Below are 23,047 nucleotides of genomic sequence, written 5' to 3' on the forward strand. Positions count from 1 at the left end.
GGTTCAAATCCTTCCGTCCCGACCAATTCCAGTAAGGGTTTTATACGATTTCCAAACCCCGTCAGAAGTATTTGGTGCCAGTTTTGGTACCGAGCGTAAAATGGTACCAAAACCAACTAATAAAAACTGACCTAACTGTATTCTATAAATTTTTATAACTATTATTGACTATGACGCACGTGAGAGAGTACAAATGTTAGCTGATTACCTACGCTCAGTACATTAGCAATTTGCTTCACCATAAAATCTTACCTATTCAATCGGCTATAAACATTTTCCAAGTCTGGCGGTAATTCATATCGTACTGGTTCTGATTTTAGCCATTTATTACTGAAAAAACTTAAATTTGATGTTACAAATTCATAAGCATTAGATACTGCCTTTTTACTGAGGTCATAAATTCCCGAGGGGGTAGTGAGTTGTATCATACTATCAATAAAAATCGCATGGAAAATCGACTGCGCATCCGGCTTCTCATTTTCTCTTAATAAGCGTTCCATACTGTTTTGAGCGGCATTGATAAACAGAATATAAAATACTCCTAAACCAATAGATGAGAAACTTTCATCTAGTAAATTAACAATAAGAGACATGGTATTAGTAGTTACTAAGAGCCCGGCTATATATCGAGTTAATTGCACGTATACCGCATTTTGGAATGCAATTTTAATTCTGCTACTCTCAAGTTCAGATATAAGTCTGTAGGTATTAAATAGAAATAATAAGTCATGCTCTTCTTTTAACGAGTTACTGATTAGTTCATTTAGTGTTTGATTATAGGTTGCCATATTATCACGCCCAAAGAGGATATCCAAAATTCTTTGTCGTGGAGGGGGGTGCCTCAAAAAATTTGCCTTATATTCACTTATAAATTGACGATTAGGCAAAACTCTAAGAGCTGGAACAGTTTGATCTTCATTATTTCTATTATCAATCAAAGCAAATAGGTCTTGGATACGAGTTTCTGGTGGATTATTGGTTATTTCCCCTCTGAAACTTCTCAATTGCCAATTGAATTTGTTTTCTGTATCAATCTTAGCAAGAACATCATTATCATCAATAAGAGTATTAATATCATTGCTTGTCAGCAACTTGCTTACTAAATCATCATTAGTAACATTTTCGTGAGAGCCTGAGATTTTACTTGATAATTTAAGTGCATAATACGGGCCTTTTCGCCTTGATAAAGGGCAAGAAGAAAGCTTTCTCAGCGTTTCCTCATCACTAATATAGAAGTAAATGTCTTTTTCCTTCTTATTCTGCTTAGGAACTTTTATTAAAAGAGCATTTTCTTTGGTTAGTGGTTCGAAAGATATTGGGCATTTATTAGTGTATGGCATAGATAATTTCTTCTTATTAAAATTTTCAGAATTCTTAGTTAATTTCTTTACTCGAAGTCTCTCTATCTCTATAGAGCTCATGTGAAGCAATCATTAGAGGAAATTTTAAATCCTTCCTCATTACAATGATTAAATGTAGTTATACTGCTGCTGTTGTGTAATCGTATATTCCTCTTCTTCATCGCTGTAATACGATTGGATTTCTGTAGGCTGGTTATGTCTATCCTTTTCTTTGTAATAAGCTCTTTCCAGCAAACGAAATTGCTCACGTTCAACTTCTAATCTTGTTTGATCGCTCTGAGACTCTCTATGGCGTTCATTATTTTTTTTGTTTTTTGTAGAAGCATATAAATTCATCTGACCCAACATAGTTTGAGTGCTATCTGGGCAAGCCTCTGCTTCTTGTTGCAATTCAAATTTAGCTTCTAGAAACAATTCCTTCCATGCTACCAGGGCTTCTTTCATAAGAGGGATGCGATCGATAGCGTCTAATTTTGATAGACTACTGATAATTTCAGTGGCAGCTAGATGTGACCGAGAGCCTAACTTCCAAATTCCCGCGCGCAAAGCTGAATCATGGCTTAAGGCTAAAAGATACAAGAGATCAACTCCATTATACTTGTTTAACGAAGTTAACTTATGGTGCGCTATGAAATCTATAAAATCTTGCCCTAAGATTATGTCTTGTCTTGTCGGAGAAAACGTGTATTGCGAAGAAAAAATAATAGGGGCAACAGCCTGATAATGAGCACTTTTTTCCGCTGATTTTATATCTAGAGGAAATGAATGAGATGTCAATTCATCAATGGAATTTGTCACATGGATCTGGGCATTTTTTTTATAGTAAAAAGGCATATGTTTTCCTTTTAAAAAGTTTGTGTGCATTAGCATAAATACTTATTTGCCAATAGTAATTTACAATCAGATAGAATTAAAATAGAACATTTGTATATAGGTATATAATATTTTTATATTCTTAATGCATGATCTATGAAAGCGCATGCGGTTTTTCAAAAGGTTTCGCACGTGTAGGGATAAGCAAAGGTTGGGTCATTTTAACACACCAGGCTTTCCACGCTACAAATGGGGTCAGGTCTTGAATTTTTAAGATAAAGATTCCTTATAAGTCTCAAATTGCGATTCAAAATTCAAGCCCTGACCCCGAAGTAGATTTTCAGTTGGCTTCTTTGTAAAAAAGTTAATTTGGACTTGGGAGTGGTCAAAACATTTGTTTTTCCAAGGGAAGAAACTCTTTATTGATGGCCCTATTTGCTGAAAAGGTGATGAGGATAAACCACTTCGGATATAAGAAGTGGTAGTTCGCAACTTCTGTTTGAGAAGAGTTGGGCCGGAATGAACCGGCCATTTTATAGTTTTAGGACCGGTTACAAGGAAGACTCTTGAGGTTTTTCACTTAGAATATAAACACATTAGGTGGTTTAGGTTTCTTCCAGAAAAATGTAAGAGTTGGGGAATCTTTGCAAAGATAAGTGGGTTTGAGAATTCACTATTTTTGAAATTAATTTTTTCAAATTTGGAAATTTTGGGTAATACAAAATATTAGTGATAAGACATCGACTATTTTTTTGTACGCTTTGGTTTAACTATTTTTATTGACCCCCGACCGGGATCTTGGTTAAAAAAGGGTCCTGTTCAATTTTTAACCCCTATTAATACCAAACTGTAATGGTATTATCTGTTGTGACCTGGACAAATCAAAAACGCCATAGCGATTAATATTTTCCCTGCAATATGCTGATAAAATCGATAATCATCTTTACTATATTTGACTTCTTCAGGAGAAAGCTGGTTCATAACCAATGGGGCCAGGCCTTGAATTTAATGGTTTTTATTGGTTTATAGTCTGCATTGCAAGACTCAAGGCCGGACCCTATATGTGCGCAGTTATTTCAGGAGGAGCAAGGTGGTAGTCTACAATAATAGTGTCGCAAAAATCACCCACATCATCTGCAAGAGTAGTACAGTCTTCCTGTAATGTATCTTGTGTTTTGTAAAGGCCAAAAGATAAAAGTCCTAAACAAGTTGCCGGAATGCCAAAAGCAGAGAGAAATCCTGCTAAAGTATCAGTAAAATACATGCCAGTAAGAAAACCGAAATACCATGCACCAAATGCAGCACCTATAGCTAGACAAATACTGATAGCAAGTAAATAAAAGCAAGCCATTGCAATCTTATAATTGACTAATGCTTGATTTTTTTCATTAGGTAAATTACTTGGTAATTTTAGTGCTTCCCGTTGTAAGTGTTGACAGTCTTTTAACAAAGAGTTCAACGTGTCTTCGCCAGGATTTTTTTTCATGGCGGCAGTTAGACGTAACAGATTCTCAGTTTGAGCGATGATAGCATACAGTGTCTTTTGCGCTTCTTCATCTTGCATCAGAGTATGTAATTTCTGACATTTGGTGACAATGCGTGCTCCATGATCTAGGTAGGCTTCTTTTATAATATTATTTTGGTTATATTGATTATTGAAAAACCATTTTTTTGCCAGAGTAGCACGTATTTTTTTTGATGTAGTCATTAAAAATCAATCCTTGAATAAATAATGCAGAACAGTAAGCATTATATTAAATACCGAAGTAATTTACTTGATCGAGCATGCGCAAACAAGGGTTTTTCAAATGCTAAATATATATTTCTCTTCAATAAAAATAATCGTTTCTCTTTTTATTTTGGTAAGCAAAATTTGTGTTTTCACAAAATGGAAACCTTGTTCGAGGCTACGCTGGTTTAAGAAGTTTATTAAAAATCCAGAATGGATATTGTAATGCTTCTATGCTTGCTATAAAGTCACTTAAGATTTTTATATGATAATTGAAGGAGTTAGGAATGCAAGATAAGAAAGATGTTGGTTTCTTTGCGGCTGTTGTGGAAGGAGTCACTGTGCTTTCTGAATTAAATGCAATTAGAGTATTTTGCAATAATTCAGAAACTTTTAAAACGATGCAGAAAGATTCATTTTCAGGAGATTCTCAACGTAAACAAGAGTTTATTAAGTCAATAAAAGAAGCTCATACGTTTTCTGATATGCTTCCAATTATCGATAAATTTAATCCAGGTATGGAAAATGAATCTATGGCTGTTAAAGCATTATTCAAAACAGTTGTGTTTTTTGGTAGTTATGTTAATAGCGATGCAGATTTTGTATATCACTTACCAACATTGAAAAATGAAATTATTAATTACGCGGTTGAGAATGGTTATGATTTAAAATACCAACAAGACACCTCTCATGGAATTTAATTAAAACTATAAGTCTTAAATCAAAGCATCATTTACAAATCGAAATGAGTTCAACATTCATCGCATAATAATACTTATGCGATGAAATAACTTGGCAAGCCCGTAAGGAGCGAAGCGGATTATGGGATTATTCCCCAAAACAAATGGGGGCAGGCCTTGAATTTTGAATCTGAAGTTTTTATTAGTCTCATAGTTGCACTTCAAAATTCAAGCCCTGACCCCGAAGTACTACAGGGAAAAGGAAAGATCTAGCCCTATTAATCTTACGAGAAAAAGGTTGTTATCAAAAAGGACTCGTAGAATTTAGATATTGAGTAAGTTAGCAGCATTTAAGTAACTTATTTTCATTTTATCTTCATCGTCCAATTGCACAGAATCGAACCATTGGCTTGCTTTTAAATTATCTTCGTAAGGGTAGTCAACTGAAAACATGATTCTATCTGCACTAACTGTAGAAATTGCATGCATCAAGGACGGAGTATCAAAAAAACCACTTGTTGTTAGGAATATATTAGTATTTAGATACTCTGTAATTGTTTTTTTACATTCTAATTTTTCACGCCAACCTTCTTCTTTTAGTCGATGATCAAGTCGCCAAGCCCAAAATGCAAGCATTTCCCCCATGTGTCCAATGATAATTTTAAGGTTTGGATACCTATCAAAAAGTCCTGATAGCATTAAGCGCAAAACATGTTCGGCTGTTTCAATATGAAATCCCCATGTTGAGCCATGTAATGCTGCGTAGGGTGAATAGGTCGCTACTCTTTCTTCAGGAATCCCTCTGGGGTGTATATAAACGGGGATGTTATTGACATGAATGTATCCCCAAAATTCGTCAAAAGCCTTTTCATCCAGGTATTTTGCTGGTGTATAGCTACTGCTATCGTATCCATTAATTAGGCAGCCAACGATTTCTTGAGCACCATGAATGCGTTCAAGCTCTTTGATGGCAAGCTCTGGGGCATAAGTGGGGACGCAGGCAAAGGCACGAAATCTATTTGGGGATCGAGTAACACAGTCTATTAAGTAGTCATTCCACTTTTGGGCGCACGATTCTAATTGCGATGCTAGGGCTAATGACTGCAATCCTGGAGTCGTTACAGAAATCACTGATAAATCGATTCCCGCTTCATCCATACTTTCAAGTCTTAGCTTATGTACATCTTTTAAAAGAGCTAAATTTTGATTAAATTCGAAATGACTTTTGTGCTCCAAAATTAAGTCTCGACCAGGAACAACAATCGCTTCTTCTAAAGCAATCCTTTTCATTTTTAACCTATTCCATCCGTTAATATAGATAAGTCTAGTATATTATTCATGGAATGTTGGATCTTAGTTTAGAAAGAATGGGTCAGGCGTTGAATTTTGAATTGTAAGAATCTTTAACTTCAAAATTCAAGGCCTGCCCCCGAAGTACACTCTGTATATGCATTAAGTTAATCTCTAAAAACAGCTATATGAAATGGGCGAGCTGCAGGCGTGCCATCTGGATTATAGGTATGCACTTGCATCTGCAAGGGATCTTCCATTAAGCCTACAGTGATTAGTCCAGGCGAGACTTTCTCATACATTGAACTACCGATTGTGCCTGCAAAGTTTGTTTTTGCTTCCTCTTGTAATTTAATTTTCCAGGTAATAATGTATTTATTAACACCGTCAAAATCGCACTTATCTATCATATACCCACGTGCAATTGTACCATCGGCATTGATCACACAAGCTAATCTATTTTCAAATTTATCCATTAATGCCTCCTGTGTATTTAGTTACTGTATAACTGTAGAGTATTTTTTCAAAAAATGAAAAGTTAGTGCCAAATTTGAAAATCTCATAAAAGAGTTGATATTTAGTTAGTAAAAATGAACTAATTTAAAAGAAAATAGTAAAAATATTTTTTGCAATTATCTAAAATTTATACGCCTTTCGATTTTATTAGGCATATTAACAGGTACTGTGGGTTCATTATTGCAACTGGTAATCCATTGGTCAGATAATGCTTTAATCAGCTGGTTTAATTTTGCAGAGTCAAAAGGTTTAGATATAGATATCGTTCTGCACTCACAACGATGGTCATGGGTTTTATCGCATTGGCTTTGGTCAAATGGGTTGCAACCGAAGCGTCAGGAAATGATATTCAGGAAATTGAGGGTACTCTACTCCATGAGCGCCCAATTTTTGTTCGTAGATCATCGCCTGTAAAATTTGTCGTTGGTGTTTTCTCAATTGGCTCTAAAATGGTGCTCGGGTGCAAGTATGATGCAGTATATTTCGGGTGCACAATGGAACATAAAGCATATCGATACTTCGTAGATTCCGGGCGGCAGTCTACGTATCATTGTGTTGTATTTCTTGGTATGTAGTATTTGTCTGTTGAATAGAAACTTTATCGCAACAATTTAGGCTAACCAACTCTTCAGAGTCATTGGTAATTCCTAAGCTAGATTCAGGCTCTAATTCAAATGAAAAACCATCCCCAAAATTATCGGTGGTAAATAAAACCATTACAGTGCCTTCTGGCATAGTTAAGTTATTAATAATGCTTTTATTTTTTATTGCAATAAAACTTAATAAATTGTCAGTATTTTGTTCTTTGGATTCCAAATTACATACCAGTTTTTTTGTACATTTAAAATTTCCCTGCATAAGAAATTGCTCACCAGGAGGGAGATCAAATAAACAATTTGAGGTACCAGATATGCTATTAGAATAGATCGACCATAATAAGAAATTAACTCCCAAAAATTTGTTACTTATTTCTCTAATTTTCATATTCTACCTCTAAAGATTTCGTGTTAAAAAATGTATCTATTTATAATTTATGTTGTTGCAGCCAATACTCAAGCAAACCAACTTGCCACAGCTTAGAAATACCTGAAGGCGTAAAATTCTTTGCTGAATTTGTAAATAAGCTTTGAACTGCTTGTGAATTAAAAATACCTCTTTGTTTTATGTTTTCAGGAGAAAGTACCTCACGCATCAACTCTAAAGTACTTCCCTCTAAATATTTCAACGCTGGAACAGGAAAATATCCTTTAGGACGATCTACAATTTGTTTAGGAAGCATTTTCCTTCCAAGCTGTTTTAAAATATATTTACCACCTTGAGGCAATTTATATTGAAGAGGCATAGAAGTTGCAAGTTTGAGCACCATTTCATCCAAAAAGGGCACTCTTGCTTCGAGGCTTGCTGCCATTGTCATATTATCAACTCGGCTTAAAGGACCATTTGCTAATGCGAAGGTGCTTTCATATTTAAGTAGATTATCGATAGGGTTTCTAGAGTTATTTTTTTCACACAGCTTAATTAAAAAATCCGAAGCATGAAATGTTGTTTGGAGGTCTGGCATGACAAGTTGCTGGTATTCTTTAAACGAACGATCAGCTACCTTGTTAAAAATGATTTGTGCTGATTGTGATGGTAAAGCTGGATTTACATGTATGTTTTGAAACCAATGATAACCCGCAAAAATCTCGTCTGCACCTTGACCGGAAAGAGCTACTTTAACATGTTTGGATACCTCGTGAGAAAGAAGATAAAAACCAATATTATCATGACTCAACATAGGTTCTGACATTGCAGAAATGCAGTTTCCCAATGAATAGGCTAACTGCTTATTTGAAATAAACATTTGCTGATGCTGCGTATTAAATTTTGAAGCAATAAGATTCGAATATAAGAATTCATCACCTTGCTCTCCATTCGCACCTTCAAATCCAATAGAGAATGTTTGAATTTCTTGTTGTCCAAGTTTAGAAGCCATCGCCACAAGTAATGAAGAATCTAATCCACCAGAAAGTAAGATGCCCACTGGAACATCTGCTGCTAATTGGCGATGAGTTGCTGATTTTAATACTTCATAAGTTTCTTTTATCCAATAATTTTCATCACGATAATGCTCTGCTTTTGTATTCTCGAATTTTAAATCCCAGTAACTCTCCTCCTCAATTTTTCCATCAGGATGAACAGTCATGAGAAAACCTGGAGAGAGTTTTTTTACACCCGATAAAATGGTAAGCGGTTCAGGAACTGCATGAAAGGTTAAGTAATAATGAAGTGCAATTTTATCAATTGAAGTATCGATATTACCAAATTCAATTAAAGCGGGTAATGTGGATGCGAATTTGAATCCATAATTTGCATCAGCAGAATAATATAGTGGTTTAATGCCTAATCGATCACGGGCAAGTATCAATTTACCTGTATTTTGTTCCCAGATTGCAAAAGCAAACATACCATTGATTCGATGTAAACAATCTTTTCCCCAAGCATGATAGGCCTTAAGAAGTACTTCTGTATCACTATTGGAAATAAAAGAGTATCCTTTAGATTTTAGAACATCACGTAACTCAGTGAAATTATAAATTGCTCCATTAAAAACCAACGCCAAACCTAAATCTGAATCAACCATGGGTTGCATTCCTAGATTTGATAAATCAAAAATTTTAAGTCTTCTGTGCCCAAGCGCCAAACTTTTCGTGAGGTATATATGACCGTCATCAGGCCCTCGGTTAAACTGCCTAAGTAGAGCCTTTTCTAGATTAATAAGTGGAATATTTTTTTTATTGAATTGGAATTCACCGGCAATACCACACATTGTTACTCCTCCTTTGTTACAATTTTGCAGCTAAAACGCTAGGTTCATCTAGGGTCACATTTGTTTTTAATGGTTTAAAAAATAATAGGCGTGGTTTATCACAGAACTTAGTAAATTCTTCCTGCTCCTGATGTTTCAGTGTTTTATGTAAGATTCTTTTGGAACCTTCATTTGAAGGGTGAACTGTAGCAACGATTTCTTTAATGTTTTTTTCTAAGGTTTCATTCTCACTTTCAGAAATAATATGTTTTATAAACTTTTTCCCTAAGATTGCAATTTCAGTTCCATAACCTTTTCCCCAAAAAGCGTGATCAATAATATAAGCAATTTCACCGACATTTTGATGGCCGACCCCCACATGGGAGAAATCATCTAAAGAATGTTTTATGTGGAGATAACCAATAAATTCTTGAGTAGTTGAATGGTAAATTGAGAGCACCGAGAATTTGTTACCAGAGTTCCAACGTTTCGTTTCATCTTGTATGAACTCTTCTACGGCAGAGGATTCCCAGGTCTTTCCTTCACCAAACATCTTTATATTTTCATATTTTGCTAATAGACGAGTATAGTTATCAATTAAAAAGCTCTCTTCATCTTGATTAAGGGATCTGGCTTCTAATCTATTCGAATAAATGGTGTAATGATTCAATTCACTTTTAATAGTTACATTACCTAATTTTTTTGATGTATAAGTTACTTGTTTCATTATTATTATCCTCCTCGATTGTTTTTATTAAACAGCCGCTCCCATTAAGAGGGTGTAATAACAGACTCGCGTCTGTATAGAGGGGTTTGAAGTAAAAACTCACTGACGTTGTGCTTCACAATATCTTTAAGGCAATGATTATGAGCAAATACTTTGCGTTGTCGTTCAGAACTTGTGCCTGAGTCCATAATCATTTTAAGGGTGGAAAAATAAGTTTGATAGTCCAATTTTTTGATGTATGGTTTTAATTTTTCAAACCATTCATGGATATCTTCACGCATCAATTTGGTTTTACCTTCAGTATTCATTACTAGTTCAGCATCCAAACCATAACGAATGGCTCTCCATTTATTTTCACGAGAAAGCCAATAAGGAGGATAGGCGACTGATTCAAGCCAACCCCCATTATCAGCAAACCAACGGGCAAGTGTATGAATAAAGGCAACTAAAGCAAGCGTCTCTGATAAAGTGGCTGCTCCATCACAAACACGAATTTCTAATGTTCCAAAACCAGGACTTGGCCTTAAATCCCACCATAAGTCTTTAAGCGATTTAATCGAACCACATAATTTTAATGACTTATATAGATGCTCAAAGTCTTGCCATGTTCGAACATGATAGGGTTGTCCTGCAGTTGGTAACGCTTCATAGGTAGTTGGTCTGCAAGAGGCAAGCCCTGTATCTATTCCTTGCCAGAACGGAGAGCTCGAAGACAGCGCTAATAAATGAGGCAAAAAATACATAAAAAAATTGTTAAAACGTATGCAGTCTTCACCACTGGACATACCAATGTGAACATGTAAGCCATATACGCTCATACGTCGGGTAAGCCATTGATTACGATCAATTAGCTCTTGATAACGAGTCGTAGGAGAGACTACCCAATCAGAGTATTTAGAGAAGGGGTGAGAACCAGTTGTGGAAAATAAAATCCCTAAATCCTTTGTTGCTAATTGTAAAGAAGCAAGTGTTTTATAGAGATCGTCTTCAACTTCCTGGGTAGTGGTGCATTTATCTGTAGTCACTTCTATAGTACTTAAATAAAACTCTTGTTTAATTTTTTCAAGATGGGCTGTAGCATTAAGTACATCAGTTGCTCTTGAGCATAAATTATAATTTTTAGCGTCAATGAGCTGGAGCTCAATTTCAACTCCTAATGTTAATACTCCATTACTATTAAAATAAATTTCTTCCTCTGTAGAGGTGCAGGTCAATTGCGATGCATCCTTGGTTGATTTTAAGAGTTTGTTAATTTGATTATCCATTCGATAATCCTCCCTTTGTTGATGATACTTGAGAATTACTAAAGCGACTGGTGTATTGAGGATTAATTTCAATATTATTTTTGATGATGTTTCTATAGTTATATTGAATACTTGGATACAATAGTTAATGCCCTTAAAAATTCATATCTGTTGATATGATTTGTACACAAAGTATTTGTCATGGTACTGGGTAAATTAATTCATTGCAACCGTTAATAGGTAAAGAGTGATCCATGAATGATATCGAGAAAAAATCGCTAGACGATAAAATAACAGCTGCTCAACAGTCAGAGCAGCGTTCCAAAAGCATCATTCTTGCCTTACGAAAAATTATGCAGCAGATGGATTATCATTCCAGAAGATTAAACAAATGCTATGGCTTAACTGTTCCTCAAATGGTCTGTTTGTATGAAATTTATGAAAATGGGCGGATGACCATATCTACTCTTTCAAAGAGAATTTATTTATCAATGAGCACTATTGTAGGGGTAATTGACCGACTAGAAGAAAAACAATTTGTTAATCGAACTCGTGATATTCAGGACCGCCGTATTATTTATATCGATATTACAGAAAAAGGAAAAGAGTTTGTTTCTGCTGCCCCTTATCTTCTGCATAATAGATTGAACGATAACCTTCAGGTTTTAACTGTAGAGGAACAAATAGCGCTTGCTAACTCAATCAATTTATTAGTTGATCTTTTAAGAGATATATAAAGTTTTTTCCTTAAATAAGAAAAATTGCTGCAATATTATTCATGGAAATCGTTCATTCGATGATTGCGCGTATACAGTTTTTTCACTAAAGGACCAATAGAAAACACCTCCTGATATCGTAAAACTAAGAAAAACACTCGATGTTTCTTTGGATACCCTACCATCAGATATGACTCTACATTTATACCAAAAATATTCCGATCAACTGATCGAAGCTTTCAAAAAGTCCAAAAGCAAGTATCCCTTAGTAGTAGAACCATGCCGAGAACTCCATTTGGTTCAATATCTTCCAGAAAGAAAGTTGCATCAAGCTGCCATTACCACCAAAAATTATTGAGCAAGTTATTGTTTTAGCAGGAGGAAGTTTAAATATATCTGAAAGTGATGCATGGAAACTTTTGCTGATGCTCTGCCTTGAATTTTGCAATTCAAAACTCAAGGCCTGCCCCCGAAATTTTATTCGAATAATTCTCCAAAGATGATTGCATTTCTTATTGACTGTAGAAAGTAGAGGGGCACTTAAATCATTCATTTTCATTTCACTAACATGGTAATATACCAGAGTTAAATTTTTAAAAAGTTGGATGATTAATCGAATTATGGAAAATAAAACTTTATCCGCTTTATTAACAGCATCAAAAATGACTCTTGCGGGACTTATTGCTTGTATCTTTTCATTCATTGTTCCTTGGTCTTATAGTTTTTGGGCTGTTATTAGCGTCGCTGCCGTGACCCGCCCCGGATTAACCCACACTTATTTAAAAGCTATTGCTAGAAGCACTGGCACACTCATTGGTGCAATCCTTGCTTATCTATCCTTTTGGCTCGCTGGCCACAATGCGTTAATATTAATTGTATGCTTTTTTATAATTATTTCTCTTGTTAGCTATCTTTCATTGCAGCGATCATTTCTTAGTTATTGCGGTATTATTATTGGAATAACTGTAATAATCATTCTATCCAGTTCTGCGCAATATGAGCCTATCACCACCATTATTTTACATAGAATTATTGATGTTCTGGTTGGAATATTAGCAATATTACTAGTCAATATCCTCCTTAGATTTTTCTTTCAAAAAAATGAACCCGTTAAAGAGAATTTAAAAATGGAGTTTCTCAACAATTTTGAGTTGCTATTTAACTGGTACGAAAATAAATATCTAATTAAAACAGCTATAGCAATTGGTTTTACAGCGAGCCTCACTTTTTTGCCTTGGTTGTATTTGAAATATCCGGGGGGATTTTGGGTTACGATTTGTTGTCTCTTTATAATGGAGGAAAACATAATCAACGTAAAAGAAAAAATTTGGTTTAGATTTCTAGCACATGTACTAGCCGCAGCTATTGGAACCATTTCCGCGTTTTTAATTGGCAATCACCAGTGGTTAACTCTGATTCCTCTATCAATGACCTTTTTCTTTTGTGGGTATATTATGGTTACTAACGATGTCTATGGAAAAGCAGCCAATACTTTGGCTATTGCCGTATGTATTATGCTTCTTTCAGGATCCAGCGAGGGCACAAGCCTTACAATAACGGCTTCACGATTTATTAATACCATCATCGGATTAGGATTAGGATTTTTCGCCACATGGCTTTTTATATCAAGGAAAGGACCTCCTCCTCATCTACTTGAAGAACATGAGCATTTAAGATGATGAAAGTGATCTTCATTCAGGAGCTCATCCCAGGCCCCGAGGTTCCTCAGCAAAAGGAAAGACCTTATGTAGGTGCTCCCTTATGTATAATTAGGTTTTAGATTTGAATTAAGTTCTAATGCATCGATATTTCTAAGATTAATATAATATTCTGCCAAATGTTCTTTAATTATTTTAAGCTCATGCTCTCTGAGTTGTTTATGTTCAATTTCCGTAAGATGATCAGGTAAATCATGTAATTCAATTTGTCGCATTGTGGGCTTATCTGATTTCCAATCATATGATCCAATTCTCAACTTTCGGATATCACCATTATAGCAAATTCACTTGCTATGGAATGAAATACTTGAGCGAGTTTTGAAGTCAATGGTTTTTATTAGGCTCTTAGTTTGTAATGCAAGATTCAAGGTCTGACGCTCTAGGTTCAGGTATTTAAAGAGTTTCTTGCTTTTACGATAGTTGATGAATTACCATTCATTTTTTCACCAACCGTAGATTTCAAAATGTTCATTATTAAATTAAATGGACAATTTATTGGAGAGTTGCCTGATGATGCCAATATTGATGCATTAAATATTTTAGTTGGTAATTATTTATTTAAGGAGCCAGTTAGAGGTCACATCAAGCCAGAAAACACTCTAATAAAAGCGTTAATAGGGCATTGTACTGCTTTTTTTGATCAAAATAAGTTAAACGACCCACATAAAAGTTTTCAATTGAATTACTTTATCACAACACCCTATCGAACCAATTCGAAAGCAGTAGGTATGGCTAATACCCCTTTAATTCACTATTTCTCTAAAAATGATTTTGAGAATGGAAAAAAGATAGGAGTATTTTATGAATATACGCGATTGCTTACCATTGAAAGCGATATTTTACAACAACGTAAGGCCTTCGTTAATCAGTTAAAGACATTAATATATGCGTTTTACTGCTGTCCACCTCCTGTACTTCCCCAAGTTCCTATTGAACTTTTTCAATTAATACTATATCAATCAAGTCCATCGACTGTAACTTTAGAAGATATCGTTTATTTGACCAACAACTATTTAACTGGGACACAGCGAAAAGCCATCCCCGTTCATTTAGATAACCAAAGCACTACCGATTCTTTGAGCAATATTTGTTCATTTTTTAAATTTGAGCAAAACTCTCATGTCCAGAGCTGCGATTTGATGAGAGATCAAAAGAACACCAACGGGGTAAGTCCTTGAATTTTGAATTTAAAAGTTGTTATTAGTTTCATAGTCGCAATTCAAAATTCAAGGCGTGTCCCCCGTAATTTGTATGATGTTTCCTTTTTATTCTTTTTTAGCGAAACGAATTAGATCTACATTCATGCATGTCTATTTTTTCAAACTTATATCCTATTTGTTTAATATACATTTTTTTAAAAAATTTGACGGGATAGCTCGGCCTGACCCTATATGTGCTGTTTTTAAAGATAATTATAGCGGTCTGCATTAGCTATGCATAAGCACGCGCAGGTATGAGGCCAAGGCCCCGCCTACGTTTGGTGTATGCGAAATGACTAGGCCATAGATTAAAATAAATGGGCTTTCGTGTTCGATTGTTCCACTTACCCCAACATTAGTTTGAAAATAGAATCAGTTCTATGACTAACATCGACGATGTTTTCCTTTTGGATTTGAGCTTCATCCAAAATTTTACAGATACAGGAATATAATCGACTAGACCGAGCTGTATAAAATGAATTGTATTCCTCTTCAATTTCCTTTTTTGCTTCCTCTAATGCAGCAATTTTTTCAAACGATGTTAGGCGTTCATTTTTTAACATGTTGATTAAATCACTAGCTTTTTTTCCCCTTGTTTGATTGGGAGCTGAAAAAAAACTTTGTGAGGGATTCATGAAGCGCATTACCTGAAGATAAGTCTCTAAACTGTCTATAGCTATTTTCGGGTCAAAATTTTGCGCAACCTCCTCTAAGCGATGGAACTCGAATTTATTTTGCGTTAATAAAGCGAACTCTTCTTTCGTACAATTTAATTTTTCTGGATTAAATTGTGCAAAAACACTATTTCGAAGTTGGTCTGATGAAAAGCAATCTGCTATCTCCTGGAGCTCTGATAAGGAAGAAACAAAAGAATCCAATGCAATTGACGATATATAGTCTGCATAACTGGATTTTGGAATCAAAGCTAAATATTTTTCAAATAATTCTTTAGTGTTGATAAGAGATTGAAAAGCTTTGATAAGCTGTAATTGTCCGTCCCCCGTAGTTTCTTGTACCAATGGAAATAAGTTGTCGCTATCTTTTATCTCATGTTTAAACTGGGAAAATAGTTGACCTAATAATAAAGATTGAATCGAACTACAGCGTTTCCAAGCAAAGTAGTGTTTTCTCCAGTCCACAAAGGAGTGACACTTACTTTTTATTTGTTCTGACATTATCGTTAAAAGATTAAATTTAACAAAGAAGTGAAGCAATTTAGTAAAAGAATCATAATTTCCAGCATTTAGCCACTCATATAAATGAGGCTTAATAAAGTTAATAACTTTTTGTTGTTGAACACTGGAACATGCAAGAAGTATGGTGCAAACACTTTCATAACTATCAAGCAATATAGGATATTTGGACTCAAGTCCCTCGAATACCTCAGTCATTAAATCTTTGCTCACTCTTTTTTGCAAAGCCAAGAAATCCTGGGGTGAGTTAATTGAAGCAGCTAAGCGCTCAGCATATTTTCTTTTAAAACTAATTTTTGCTGGATTGTGAAGTTCGGAAATCAATTTCTGATATTTTTTTGGAGTATTATATTCCTGAATCAATTGTTCAAACGTGGCATCGACTATGAGTTGTTGCTGCTCATTGGAAAAAAATCTGAGCAACTGATGGATTCCAGGCATAAACGGTAATGCAGCCAGGCGAGATTGAACACGTGTAGCAACTGCGTCAAACAGTGCAGGAGTATCCGTTAGCCCTTTAAATTTCTCATAGCTCTTTATCTGTGGCGCTATGAAATCAGCTGCGGCGCTCATATTATCAGCAGCGCTTCGTAGTACCAATTTCGTTACTCGTTCAAACAACCTGGTATTATCACCGTTCAGCATTGGTGGTCGATGCACCAATCCCTCTAACACTTTGGGTAATAAAGACTTCAATGAAGGTAAATCTTGCGTCTGTTTTTCTTTTGTAGCAACCGAGATTTTATAAAGTCCTGGATATTGAACGAGGAATTCAAATAAACAATCAGAGATTTGGTAGGCACAAGGGAAAATATTTTCTTCTTGTTGTCGCTTTAATTCTTCTTCTGTCAATGGACAGTCTTTATGACGTACAAATACAGCTAAAAAATAACTCTCCAGAGTCACGTTGCCGCGCCCATATGATTTCAGCCGAAGGTCTTTCACTAATTTGTTTGTTTCCAGGAGGTTGTCTTCTTCCTGGGGTAAAGGAAGGTCTTTTGATAAACTGCGCCACAGTAAATAAAACGTTTTAATCGCATCAGCAACCACCTCATTATCGGCCCAGTCCTCATTACCCGCATCCACTGCCGAGCTTTTTCTCATCTCTGTTGCCAGCTTTTTTATCGCAAACCCTAGTGAATTGTCATCATACTGTTGGGCATGGTGCTGCTTTAAAACACGGATAAAAGTCGTGCTCGCCTCTCCGGCCACTTGTTCCAGGTTGAGAAAATCCCTACCACCAAGTTGATAAGGTAAAGTGGTCTCAGCAGGCTGAAAATCTGCGAGTACGTGGTTGCTGTTAATAGCCGCCGTCTGAAAGATTTCCTCCACTGGAATCAACCGTGTATAATCTTGGTTGATAATATAGTTTTCCAATTCAAAATGACCATCGACTTCCGTTTCAAATTTAAGAGAGGGGCACTCTCGATTCACCCCTATAAGACCTGGCATTAAAATTTGGCAGATCGCTTCTTTGGGCCCAGCTATCTCTTCTGCTACTTTTAGACAGAACTGATTTACTGGCAAAAAAGGATAACGCGTATAGGCAAGATTCGATTTTTTCAAGGTAGCCCAACGGTCTTTGAAATAGCTTCTAATTTTGCCAATAGTTTCTGAAGAAAGAGTGTCATCATCCTTTCCTTGAGTTAATTGAGTAAAAAAAGAGAAGGTATAGGCAGACTCCTGCTGCATCACTTCAATGGTTTGATTATCTAAAGTGGATGGGAAAATCGTTGGTTGATTTTGAGAAGTAGTAAGCAAATCTTTGAGTTGTTTTACAGTAATCATACCAGTAAGCATATAAAAAACGTAAGATTATACGCACTCAAACTGCGATTTCAATGAACACCGGCTACAATACAGATATCTCTAGGTTTTCATTGAGTAAAAGTTATATATCAGACCCTTAATTAAATCATCAACTGATTTAAACCGCTGCCTGTTGCTGGTTTAACTGTATTTTATAATTCCTATTTTTCGAGATTTAATAACAATGAATCATATGGGGGGGTAAATGTTAGCTGATCCTATGATATGTGGAAAATAAAGGCATTATAAAAACGATAAGTTATATGAAGTCATTGGCCAAGCGCGTCATAGTGAAACAGATGAAGAGATGATAGTGTACAGAGCACTTTATCATTGTGAACAAAACAAATGGGCTCAGGCCTTAAATTTTGCAATTCAAAACTCAAAGCCTAACCTCGAGGTTTTTATCACGTGAGTGTACTTATAGGTTGTATTTCTGGATCTGAGGAATGAGTTAGATTTGTAGATTTAGATAATCCGAAGAAAGTGCCGTTATAACTGCAAAGCTCAGCTGAACTTGATATGGTGGGTTCCATTCCTGTTTTCATTAATCTTATGAATGTATCATAAGCTGCCTCGACGTCGTTGAGCGTGGTTGCAACCTGCACACGAGCTACCTTAGGGTTTGACGCTTCATCTATTTTTGTCTGGCTTGTGCTTAGGTCGATGGTGAGTGGGAGCTCCTCAAATGTTGCCATCGACGGGTTAAGCGAGATCATGGCTGATAAACTATCCCAGAATTGTAATTTTTCATAAAATAATTTCTCCCCCATTCCTAGTAGTAAGGACGTTAACATCGCTTTGACCAGTTTTAACGAAGGTAGCGTTTCTTTATCCAAACGTGCATAAAACTCTCGGGTCATAGGCATTTGACAGGTAATGTCGATTGGAACAAGTCTTATAGGAAGATTTTGAGTAGTAAAAACAGTTTTTGCGGCTTTGGGATCAGCGTAAATGTTCCATTCTGCTGTCGTATTTTCAGTATTTTGGATAAGATCAGATATGTTTCCCGGTACTTTTACAGCGCCTCCCATGATGTATATTTTTTCAATTTTTTCTATGCAATCAGTATGGGCAGATATAAGCTGGGCAATATTAGTTAAAGGACCAGTGGCTACTATAGTTATCTTCTCGTCACTAGACATTAAAGTGTCATACATTAACTTCACTGCAGAATCAGTCACTTGAGAATCAGCTACTGAGGGTACCTCGGTATTATTTAAAATAGTATTTGCTTCTTTATTAATATATTCTGGAAAAGGAGTCCCGTGTGGATCCGAGGGGGAATTAATCCCGTATGCAACAGGGATTTTTGCCGAAGGTTTTAACATTCGGCATACTCGCTCCATATTTTCGGCACCGATTTTGGTGGTCGACTCTCCATATGCTACAGTGATGGCTACTACTTCAGCATTAAGCAGCAATAAGCACAATGCCATTATATCTTCATAGGCAGCATCACCATCATGTATGACTTTCATCACCAATCCTTATTATATTTGAAACGCGCTACATGCTACGTTAAATTCATAAAGATTTCTGCATTTTGCCAAAGGAACGCAAAATAAATTTTGCAAATATAAATTAAGAATCAGATTGGCCTATCCAGGGTATCGCTCTCTGAATCTTCTATCCACTACATGATTTGATGAATGGAGGATACTTGAATTAAAATTCTGTTTTCGAGTTAATAATCAATTTTTAGGTACTGCTCAAGATTGTCGCTTGGATGTAACGCCAAGCCTATGCTTGCCAAAACCCTCATACCGATGCAAAAATGGTACAATAAACTCATCAATTAAAACGGACTTAACTGTATTCTATAATTTTCTAAATCTTGTCATTATCAGTGACAATGAATTACGGTAGAGGGTGTAAATGTTAGCTGCTCCTATTATATGTGGAAAATACAAGCATTATAAAAACGAAAAACTATATGAAGTCATTGGCCAAGCGCGTCATACTGAAACAGATGAAGAAATGATAGTGTACAAAGCCCTTTATCATTGTGAGCAATTTGGGGAAAACCAGCTTTGGGTTCGTCCTATGCAAATGTTTTTTGAGAATGTCATTCATAATGGAAAAACAGTTCCTCGATTTCAACGAATAGAATAGAAATAAAGGGTAAAGAATATTTCTGGATACTTTTAGTCTATTTGACGAAGAGAGCCTGCGTTGAATATCATGCATCAAATGACTACAATAATAAAATTTTAATGATAGAGTTCAAATGCGTTTACTTTTAGCTATATTCTTACCCTTTTCAGTCTTTTTTACTATTGGTCGTCCAATAGCGGGAATTTTTTGTTTAATATTACAAATCACCCTTATTGGCTGGATCCCCGCTGCTTTATGGGCTGTTTATTCTCTCTCACAATATAATACAGATAAAAAAATACGCGAATATCATAAACGCAGAGAATAACAATATGTTTGCCGTTCATGTTGTTTTTTCTTGCTCTCTAATAAGGCAGTCTACAATTAATTAATAAGTTCCGTAATCGCTACGCTTGCTGATTAAACTGTATTTTATAATGTTCTAAATCTAGAATAAAAAATAAAGGGAATATAAAAAATGGATTTTATACTTAGAAAAGGGATTGGTTTAATATGCACGTTTTTCTTTCTTGCTAATGGTTTTGCACAGACCTCTGCAACTCCAATTATATGTGATCAGGATTATGCGCTTTGCACTTCTGCTCGCTGTATTCCCACACCTGGAAGCTTAACCGATGCAATTTGTGATTGTGTCGTAGAAAAAGGTAAAAGTGCCGGTTATAAAACGTGTGAAGAGAGAAAACCTGTTCGAGATAGGTACAAAGTGATGTCACTCGTTTCAACATTTTCATTTGAACAATTTGCAACTAAAAGACCAATGAATTGTGCAGAGGGATTACCCTGGACGAATTGTGTAGATATGTTGTGTACAGTTGATCCTCAAAATTCAAAACGTGCTTTGTGCAACTGTAAAATAGAGAGCAAGCAAGCGTTTTTTACTTTTGGCGGTGATTGTAACACAGCTACCTGCGCTACCGGTTTTTGGTCTGGAGCAACCGAGGAAGATGGTATCATTCTTCGTAAAGCATTAATGCAAGAAGTACATTCGCTACCTAAGAAACCCCAGGCTTGTCCTGTTAAATCATCAAAAAAAACTGAGAGATAATACATGACTAGACAATCAATGAATCGGTCAAGGGTACCAAAAATAGTTATAATAGTATTTTGGGTGCACTGAATTCTACTCCTAAAGCTCATATTCCGGAAAATAATATGCAACAGGGCATAGAAAATATCCGAAGTGAAAGATTGGCTATTAAACAAGACGTTATCACGCCTATGATGATAGAACACGGCGCACTATGGCAAGAGATCGGGGCAAAACTTCATGATGCTCTTGCAGATAATGTGAAAGACCCAACAAATTCCTCCTATAGGACAAGATTTTAGAAGGCATTAGCAAACGTAGGCTGGGCTGAAAAGCCCAGCAAGTGATTTGATGAATGGAGTGATACTTGAATTAATATGCTGTTTTCGAGTTAATAATCAATTTCTATCAATGATCAAGATTGGTCGCTGGGTTTTATAGCCTATCCTACCCTTGCTGTTACTTGTCATTAAAGATTTTTATCCAGAACATACTTAATAAACTGTTGCGTTTCATTTAATTTATTTAGTTCTGAATCTGGTTCCCACGCGAGAGCTTTTGTAATTAAGTCTTCCCAAATATTATATTTGTTGATTACCCATTTGGCGGCTTCTATCTTTGAGGCGATATCGTTCATTTCTACGGAATAAAGGGTTCGACACATTGTAAGGATTGCAAAAACCTGATAATCACTTCTAGTTAACTTTGCTAGATCAAATACCATTGCTTGCCAATAATCATAAAGATTGTTCTTAATAGCTAACTGTAAATCTTGAGTGGAAATTTCTTGAATTAAATTTTTAATAGGGGGGCCCGATATACTGAATCCTTTGTTTCTAAGCATATATAATTCTATTATAAAATTACTGCCATAAGGGGCGTGATATAATTTTCCTTCATTAAAATAGGGGCGTGAATTTTCTGGATTAAAATTCCAAAGCTCAGATTGTGAAATATACGAAGCTTCAATTTTTCTTGCATAGGGAAGCGGGCTTGAGTATAACTGATTATGCATGATTCCAATTTGAGTAATGGTATTTTCAGAAAGAAGCTCGGTGGTAACAATATAACAATCGATATCACTTGTTTTGGGATCAAAACTATTATTAGCTATTGAGCCGCCAACATAAAGACCCACGAATCGTTCTAACAGAATTGATTGCAGTTGATAATGGAATTCCTGCAAAAGTGTAGTTACTTCACTACTAACCGATAGATTATTAATTTTTTCTTTGAGATTTTTATTCATCAGTTTCAAAAATTGATTATGTAAGCTATGACAATATTGGTCGCTTGCTCTTAACTAGCTATAAGCGCTCTGAATTATAATAAGGGCATTATACCTTAATTTAACAAAGTAAATTGAAAAACATTTGCCTGATTCATTGATCGGATCGAACTGACCTGGACCGGTTGATAGTCGATAATAATGAACGCTGAATTCTGAGGTGTTAATAGATGATCCTTCCCTGGATCGCGGACAGTTTCGCTGGTCATAACAGTCTCCATTCAAGTTATGTGCTCGCGGTCATAGGTCTGCCTATGTAGATCGCGCTTCGAGAGAGTATAGCTATCAGCTATACTATAATCAAATTGTAGCTTCGTCTAAACATGGTAAACGTATCTAAATCTTAAATACTAAACCAGACCTTTTTGCCTATGCAACCTGCTTTATGCTCTACATCCGGGAGATTTGGAATAGCATCAAAGCTAGATTCCTCGCACCGAACGTAGACATTTTGGTTTGATAATATCCGTTTGGATGCGTTAACCCTGTTCCTCTAACTACAAAATGAGCCTGAGAAATAGTAATTCTGTCTCAGGAGATGTCTTTCGTCAGTCAAGCTAAATAACTAAATTGATTGCACTTGTAACCAATACTCGAATTAGTTGCTAAAATATTAATTAGGTATAAATTATTTACTCAAGGAGCATGTTATGAAAAAACACGGAAAAGAGCATCCTGAGGTAACCCATATTGAACATATTTGCGATATAACACCTAACAATCCGCATACAGGAGAGGTTTGTGATAAAGTGAATAAACATAAAGGTTTTAAGCAAAAAATAAAGTCACATCAGAAAACCAAAAAAACTTAAAACCAGGGAAAATTCATCT

General features: G+C 35.6%; 24 protein-coding genes and 1 pseudogene. 10 read left to right on the plus strand and 15 right to left on the minus strand.

The features are described from left to right. Positions 1-248 precede the first annotated feature (248 nt). The 3 genes from ACWTEW_RS20325 to ACWTEW_RS20335 all read right to left on the minus strand — a co-directional run bounded on the left by ACWTEW_RS20325 (position 249) and on the right by ACWTEW_RS20335 (position 3,882). Complete coding sequence (locus tag ACWTEW_RS20325) at positions 249-1,421, minus strand: hypothetical protein (protein WP_454780324.1); 1,173 nt, start codon at positions 1,419-1,421, stop codon at positions 249-251. Between the two features lie 48 nt (positions 1,422-1,469). Further along, on the minus strand, positions 1,470-2,195 hold the full coding sequence (locus ACWTEW_RS20330) for a hypothetical protein (RefSeq protein WP_454780325.1): 726 nt from the start codon (positions 2,193-2,195) through the stop codon (positions 1,470-1,472). A 1,036-nt stretch (positions 2,196-3,231) separates the two neighbouring features. After that, positions 3,232-3,882: a hypothetical protein gene (locus tag ACWTEW_RS20335; RefSeq protein WP_454780326.1), complete on the minus strand. Its 651-nt coding sequence runs from the start codon at positions 3,880-3,882 to the stop codon at positions 3,232-3,234. Between the two features lie 308 nt (positions 3,883-4,190). On the opposite strand from ACWTEW_RS20335, the gene ACWTEW_RS20340 reads away from it, so the two are divergent. After that, positions 4,191-4,604, plus strand: coding sequence for a hypothetical protein (locus ACWTEW_RS20340; protein WP_454780327.1), 414 nt, complete (start codon positions 4,191-4,193; stop codon positions 4,602-4,604). Positions 4,605-4,907: 303 nt separating this feature from the next. On the opposite strand, the gene ACWTEW_RS20345 is transcribed toward ACWTEW_RS20340, so the two are convergent. Both ACWTEW_RS20345 and ACWTEW_RS20350 read right to left on the minus strand, forming a co-directional pair. Beyond that, a complete protein-coding gene (locus tag ACWTEW_RS20345; protein WP_454780328.1) occupies positions 4,908-5,873 on the minus strand; it encodes an amidohydrolase family protein in 966 nt (321 codons plus the stop codon). Positions 5,874-6,040: 167 nt separating this feature from the next. Next, positions 6,041-6,349, minus strand: coding sequence for a hypothetical protein (locus tag ACWTEW_RS20350; protein ID WP_454780329.1), 309 nt, complete (start codon positions 6,347-6,349; stop codon positions 6,041-6,043). A gap of 327 nt (positions 6,350-6,676) precedes the next feature. Between ACWTEW_RS20350 and ACWTEW_RS20355 the strand changes: the two genes are divergently transcribed. Further along, on the plus strand, positions 6,677-6,964 hold the full coding sequence (locus ACWTEW_RS20355; RefSeq protein ID WP_454780330.1) for a chloride channel protein: 288 nt from the start codon (positions 6,677-6,679) through the stop codon (positions 6,962-6,964). Here ACWTEW_RS20355 and ACWTEW_RS20360 read toward each other — a convergent pair. From ACWTEW_RS20360 to ACWTEW_RS20375, 4 genes are read right to left on the minus strand one after another with little or no spacing between them, the layout of a single operon-like run. Beyond that, positions 6,930-7,373 (minus strand): hypothetical protein, encoded by a 444-nt coding sequence (locus ACWTEW_RS20360; protein ID WP_454780331.1) that lies wholly within the window; start codon positions 7,371-7,373, stop codon positions 6,930-6,932. The two genes, ACWTEW_RS20355 and ACWTEW_RS20360, sit on opposite strands and share 35 nt — an antisense overlap. 40 nt (positions 7,374-7,413) lie before the next feature. Continuing rightward, positions 7,414-9,198, minus strand: coding sequence for an N-acetylglutaminylglutamine amidotransferase (locus ACWTEW_RS20365; protein WP_454780332.1), 1,785 nt, complete (start codon positions 9,196-9,198; stop codon positions 7,414-7,416). A gap of 16 nt (positions 9,199-9,214) precedes the next feature. Continuing rightward, positions 9,215-9,904, minus strand: a complete 690-nt coding sequence (locus ACWTEW_RS20370; protein ID WP_454780333.1) for a GNAT family N-acetyltransferase — start codon at positions 9,902-9,904, stop codon at positions 9,215-9,217. A 44-nt stretch (positions 9,905-9,948) separates the two neighbouring features. Next, entirely contained in the window at positions 9,949-11,169 is a 1,221-nt protein-coding gene (locus tag ACWTEW_RS20375; RefSeq protein WP_454780334.1) for a carboxylate-amine ligase, read from the minus strand. A 233-nt stretch (positions 11,170-11,402) separates the two neighbouring features. On the opposite strand from ACWTEW_RS20375, the gene ACWTEW_RS20380 reads away from it, so the two are divergent. Then, positions 11,403-11,885, plus strand: coding sequence for a MarR family winged helix-turn-helix transcriptional regulator (locus ACWTEW_RS20380; protein ID WP_454780335.1), 483 nt, complete (start codon positions 11,403-11,405; stop codon positions 11,883-11,885). Positions 11,886-12,129: 244 nt separating this feature from the next. Here ACWTEW_RS20380 and ACWTEW_RS20385 read toward each other — a convergent pair whose 3' ends face one another. Beyond that, positions 12,130-12,417: a hypothetical protein gene (locus ACWTEW_RS20385; protein ID WP_454780336.1), complete on the minus strand. Its 288-nt coding sequence runs from the start codon at positions 12,415-12,417 to the stop codon at positions 12,130-12,132. A 67-nt stretch (positions 12,418-12,484) separates the two neighbouring features. Between ACWTEW_RS20385 and ACWTEW_RS20390 the strand changes: the two genes are divergently transcribed. Continuing rightward, positions 12,485-13,543, plus strand: a complete 1,059-nt coding sequence (locus ACWTEW_RS20390) for an FUSC family protein (RefSeq protein WP_454780337.1) — start codon at positions 12,485-12,487, stop codon at positions 13,541-13,543. An 80-nt stretch (positions 13,544-13,623) separates the two neighbouring features. Here the strand turns inward: ACWTEW_RS20390 and ACWTEW_RS20395 are convergent, their stop codons facing one another. After that, positions 13,624-13,797 (minus strand): hypothetical protein, encoded by a 174-nt coding sequence (locus tag ACWTEW_RS20395; RefSeq protein WP_454780338.1) that lies wholly within the window; start codon positions 13,795-13,797, stop codon positions 13,624-13,626. Positions 13,798-14,046: 249 nt separating this feature from the next. Here ACWTEW_RS20395 and ACWTEW_RS20400 point away from each other — a divergent pair, with 249 nt between their 5' ends. Beyond that, positions 14,047-14,760, plus strand: coding sequence for a hypothetical protein (locus ACWTEW_RS20400; protein WP_454780339.1), 714 nt, complete (start codon positions 14,047-14,049; stop codon positions 14,758-14,760). Positions 14,761-15,125: 365 nt separating this feature from the next. On the opposite strand, the gene ACWTEW_RS20405 is transcribed toward ACWTEW_RS20400, so the two are convergent. After that, the gene (locus ACWTEW_RS20405; RefSeq protein WP_483099558.1) at positions 15,126-17,774 is read right to left on the minus strand and encodes a hypothetical protein; all 2,649 of its coding nucleotides are present in this window, start codon (positions 17,772-17,774) and stop codon (positions 15,126-15,128) included. A gap of 259 nt (positions 17,775-18,033) precedes the next feature. Between ACWTEW_RS20405 and ACWTEW_RS20410 the strand changes: the two are divergent. Then, positions 18,034-18,198 (plus strand): annotated as a pseudogene (locus tag ACWTEW_RS20410) (DUF1653 domain-containing protein); the annotation flags it as partial. Here the strand turns inward: ACWTEW_RS20410 and ACWTEW_RS20415 are convergent. Next, complete coding sequence (locus tag ACWTEW_RS20415; RefSeq protein WP_454780341.1) at positions 18,191-19,264, minus strand: nucleoside hydrolase; 1,074 nt, start codon at positions 19,262-19,264, stop codon at positions 18,191-18,193. The pseudogene ACWTEW_RS20410 and the gene ACWTEW_RS20415 sit on opposite strands and share 8 nt — an antisense overlap. Positions 19,265-19,661: 397 nt before the next feature. On the opposite strand from ACWTEW_RS20415, the gene ACWTEW_RS20420 reads away from it, so the two are divergent. The 3 genes from ACWTEW_RS20420 to ACWTEW_RS20430 all read left to right on the plus strand — a co-directional run bounded on the left by ACWTEW_RS20420 (position 19,662) and on the right by ACWTEW_RS20430 (position 20,946). Continuing rightward, a complete protein-coding gene (locus tag ACWTEW_RS20420) occupies positions 19,662-19,898 on the plus strand; it encodes a DUF1653 domain-containing protein (protein WP_454780342.1) in 237 nt (78 codons plus the stop codon). Between the two features lie 115 nt (positions 19,899-20,013). Continuing rightward, positions 20,014-20,208 (plus strand): YqaE/Pmp3 family membrane protein, encoded by a 195-nt coding sequence (locus ACWTEW_RS20425; RefSeq protein WP_454780343.1) that lies wholly within the window; start codon positions 20,014-20,016, stop codon positions 20,206-20,208. 150 nt (positions 20,209-20,358) lie between these two features. Then, a complete protein-coding gene (locus ACWTEW_RS20430) occupies positions 20,359-20,946 on the plus strand; it encodes a hypothetical protein (RefSeq protein WP_454780344.1) in 588 nt (195 codons plus the stop codon). Between the two features lie 451 nt (positions 20,947-21,397). On the opposite strand, the gene ACWTEW_RS20435 is transcribed toward ACWTEW_RS20430, so the two are convergent. Further along, positions 21,398-22,177: an aminoglycoside adenylyltransferase domain-containing protein gene (locus ACWTEW_RS20435; RefSeq protein ID WP_483099559.1), complete on the minus strand. Its 780-nt coding sequence runs from the start codon at positions 22,175-22,177 to the stop codon at positions 21,398-21,400. Between the two features lie 95 nt (positions 22,178-22,272). Beyond that, positions 22,273-22,425: a hypothetical protein gene (locus tag ACWTEW_RS20440; protein ID WP_454780346.1), complete on the minus strand. Its 153-nt coding sequence runs from the start codon at positions 22,423-22,425 to the stop codon at positions 22,273-22,275. 441 nt (positions 22,426-22,866) lie between these two features. On the opposite strand from ACWTEW_RS20440, the gene ACWTEW_RS20445 reads away from it, so the two are divergent. Next, a complete protein-coding gene (locus ACWTEW_RS20445; protein WP_454780347.1) occupies positions 22,867-23,028 on the plus strand; it encodes a hypothetical protein in 162 nt (53 codons plus the stop codon). The last annotated feature ends 19 nt before the right edge of the window (positions 23,029-23,047 follow it).

Source organism: Legionella stuttgartensis (assembly GCF_977063405.2).

Bases quoted from the DNA above. Each gene is read 5' to 3' on its own strand.
- ACWTEW_RS20325 (WP_454780324.1), bottom strand. From the start codon at position 1,421: ATGAGCTCTATAGAGATAGAGAGACTTCGAGTAAAGAAATTAACTAAG.
- ACWTEW_RS20330 (WP_454780325.1), bottom strand. From the start codon at position 2,195: ATGCCTTTTTACTATAAAAAAAATGCCCAGATCCATGTGACAAATTCC.
- ACWTEW_RS20335 (WP_454780326.1), bottom strand. From the start codon at position 3,882: ATGACTACATCAAAAAAAATACGTGCTACTCTGGCAAAAAAATGGTTT.
- ACWTEW_RS20340 (WP_454780327.1), top strand. From the start codon at position 4,191: ATGCAAGATAAGAAAGATGTTGGTTTCTTTGCGGCTGTTGTGGAAGGA.
- ACWTEW_RS20345 (WP_454780328.1), bottom strand. From the start codon at position 5,873: ATGAAAAGGATTGCTTTAGAAGAAGCGATTGTTGTTCCTGGTCGAGAC.
- ACWTEW_RS20350 (WP_454780329.1), bottom strand. From the start codon at position 6,349: ATGGATAAATTTGAAAATAGATTAGCTTGTGTGATCAATGCCGATGGT.
- ACWTEW_RS20355 (WP_454780330.1), top strand. From the start codon at position 6,677: ATGGGTTTTATCGCATTGGCTTTGGTCAAATGGGTTGCAACCGAAGCG.
- ACWTEW_RS20360 (WP_454780331.1), bottom strand. From the start codon at position 7,373: ATGAAAATTAGAGAAATAAGTAACAAATTTTTGGGAGTTAATTTCTTA.
- ACWTEW_RS20365 (WP_454780332.1), bottom strand. From the start codon at position 9,198: ATGTGTGGTATTGCCGGTGAATTCCAATTCAATAAAAAAAATATTCCA.
- ACWTEW_RS20370 (WP_454780333.1), bottom strand. From the start codon at position 9,904: ATGAAACAAGTAACTTATACATCAAAAAAATTAGGTAATGTAACTATT.
- ACWTEW_RS20375 (WP_454780334.1), bottom strand. From the start codon at position 11,169: ATGGATAATCAAATTAACAAACTCTTAAAATCAACCAAGGATGCATCG.
- ACWTEW_RS20380 (WP_454780335.1), top strand. From the start codon at position 11,403: ATGAATGATATCGAGAAAAAATCGCTAGACGATAAAATAACAGCTGCT.
- ACWTEW_RS20385 (WP_454780336.1), bottom strand. From the start codon at position 12,417: ATGAATGATTTAAGTGCCCCTCTACTTTCTACAGTCAATAAGAAATGC.
- ACWTEW_RS20390 (WP_454780337.1), top strand. From the start codon at position 12,485: ATGGAAAATAAAACTTTATCCGCTTTATTAACAGCATCAAAAATGACT.
- ACWTEW_RS20395 (WP_454780338.1), bottom strand. From the start codon at position 13,797: ATGCGACAAATTGAATTACATGATTTACCTGATCATCTTACGGAAATT.
- ACWTEW_RS20400 (WP_454780339.1), top strand. From the start codon at position 14,047: ATGTTCATTATTAAATTAAATGGACAATTTATTGGAGAGTTGCCTGAT.
- ACWTEW_RS20405 (WP_483099558.1), bottom strand. From the start codon at position 17,774: ATGCTTACTGGTATGATTACTGTAAAACAACTCAAAGATTTGCTTACT.
- ACWTEW_RS20415 (WP_454780341.1), bottom strand. From the start codon at position 19,264: ATGAAAGTCATACATGATGGTGATGCTGCCTATGAAGATATAATGGCA.
- ACWTEW_RS20420 (WP_454780342.1), top strand. From the start codon at position 19,662: ATGTTAGCTGCTCCTATTATATGTGGAAAATACAAGCATTATAAAAAC.
- ACWTEW_RS20425 (WP_454780343.1), top strand. From the start codon at position 20,014: ATGCGTTTACTTTTAGCTATATTCTTACCCTTTTCAGTCTTTTTTACT.
- ACWTEW_RS20430 (WP_454780344.1), top strand. From the start codon at position 20,359: ATGGATTTTATACTTAGAAAAGGGATTGGTTTAATATGCACGTTTTTC.
- ACWTEW_RS20435 (WP_483099559.1), bottom strand. From the start codon at position 22,177: ATGAATAAAAATCTCAAAGAAAAAATTAATAATCTATCGGTTAGTAGT.
- ACWTEW_RS20440 (WP_454780346.1), bottom strand. From the start codon at position 22,425: ATGACCAGCGAAACTGTCCGCGATCCAGGGAAGGATCATCTATTAACA.
- ACWTEW_RS20445 (WP_454780347.1), top strand. From the start codon at position 22,867: ATGAAAAAACACGGAAAAGAGCATCCTGAGGTAACCCATATTGAACAT.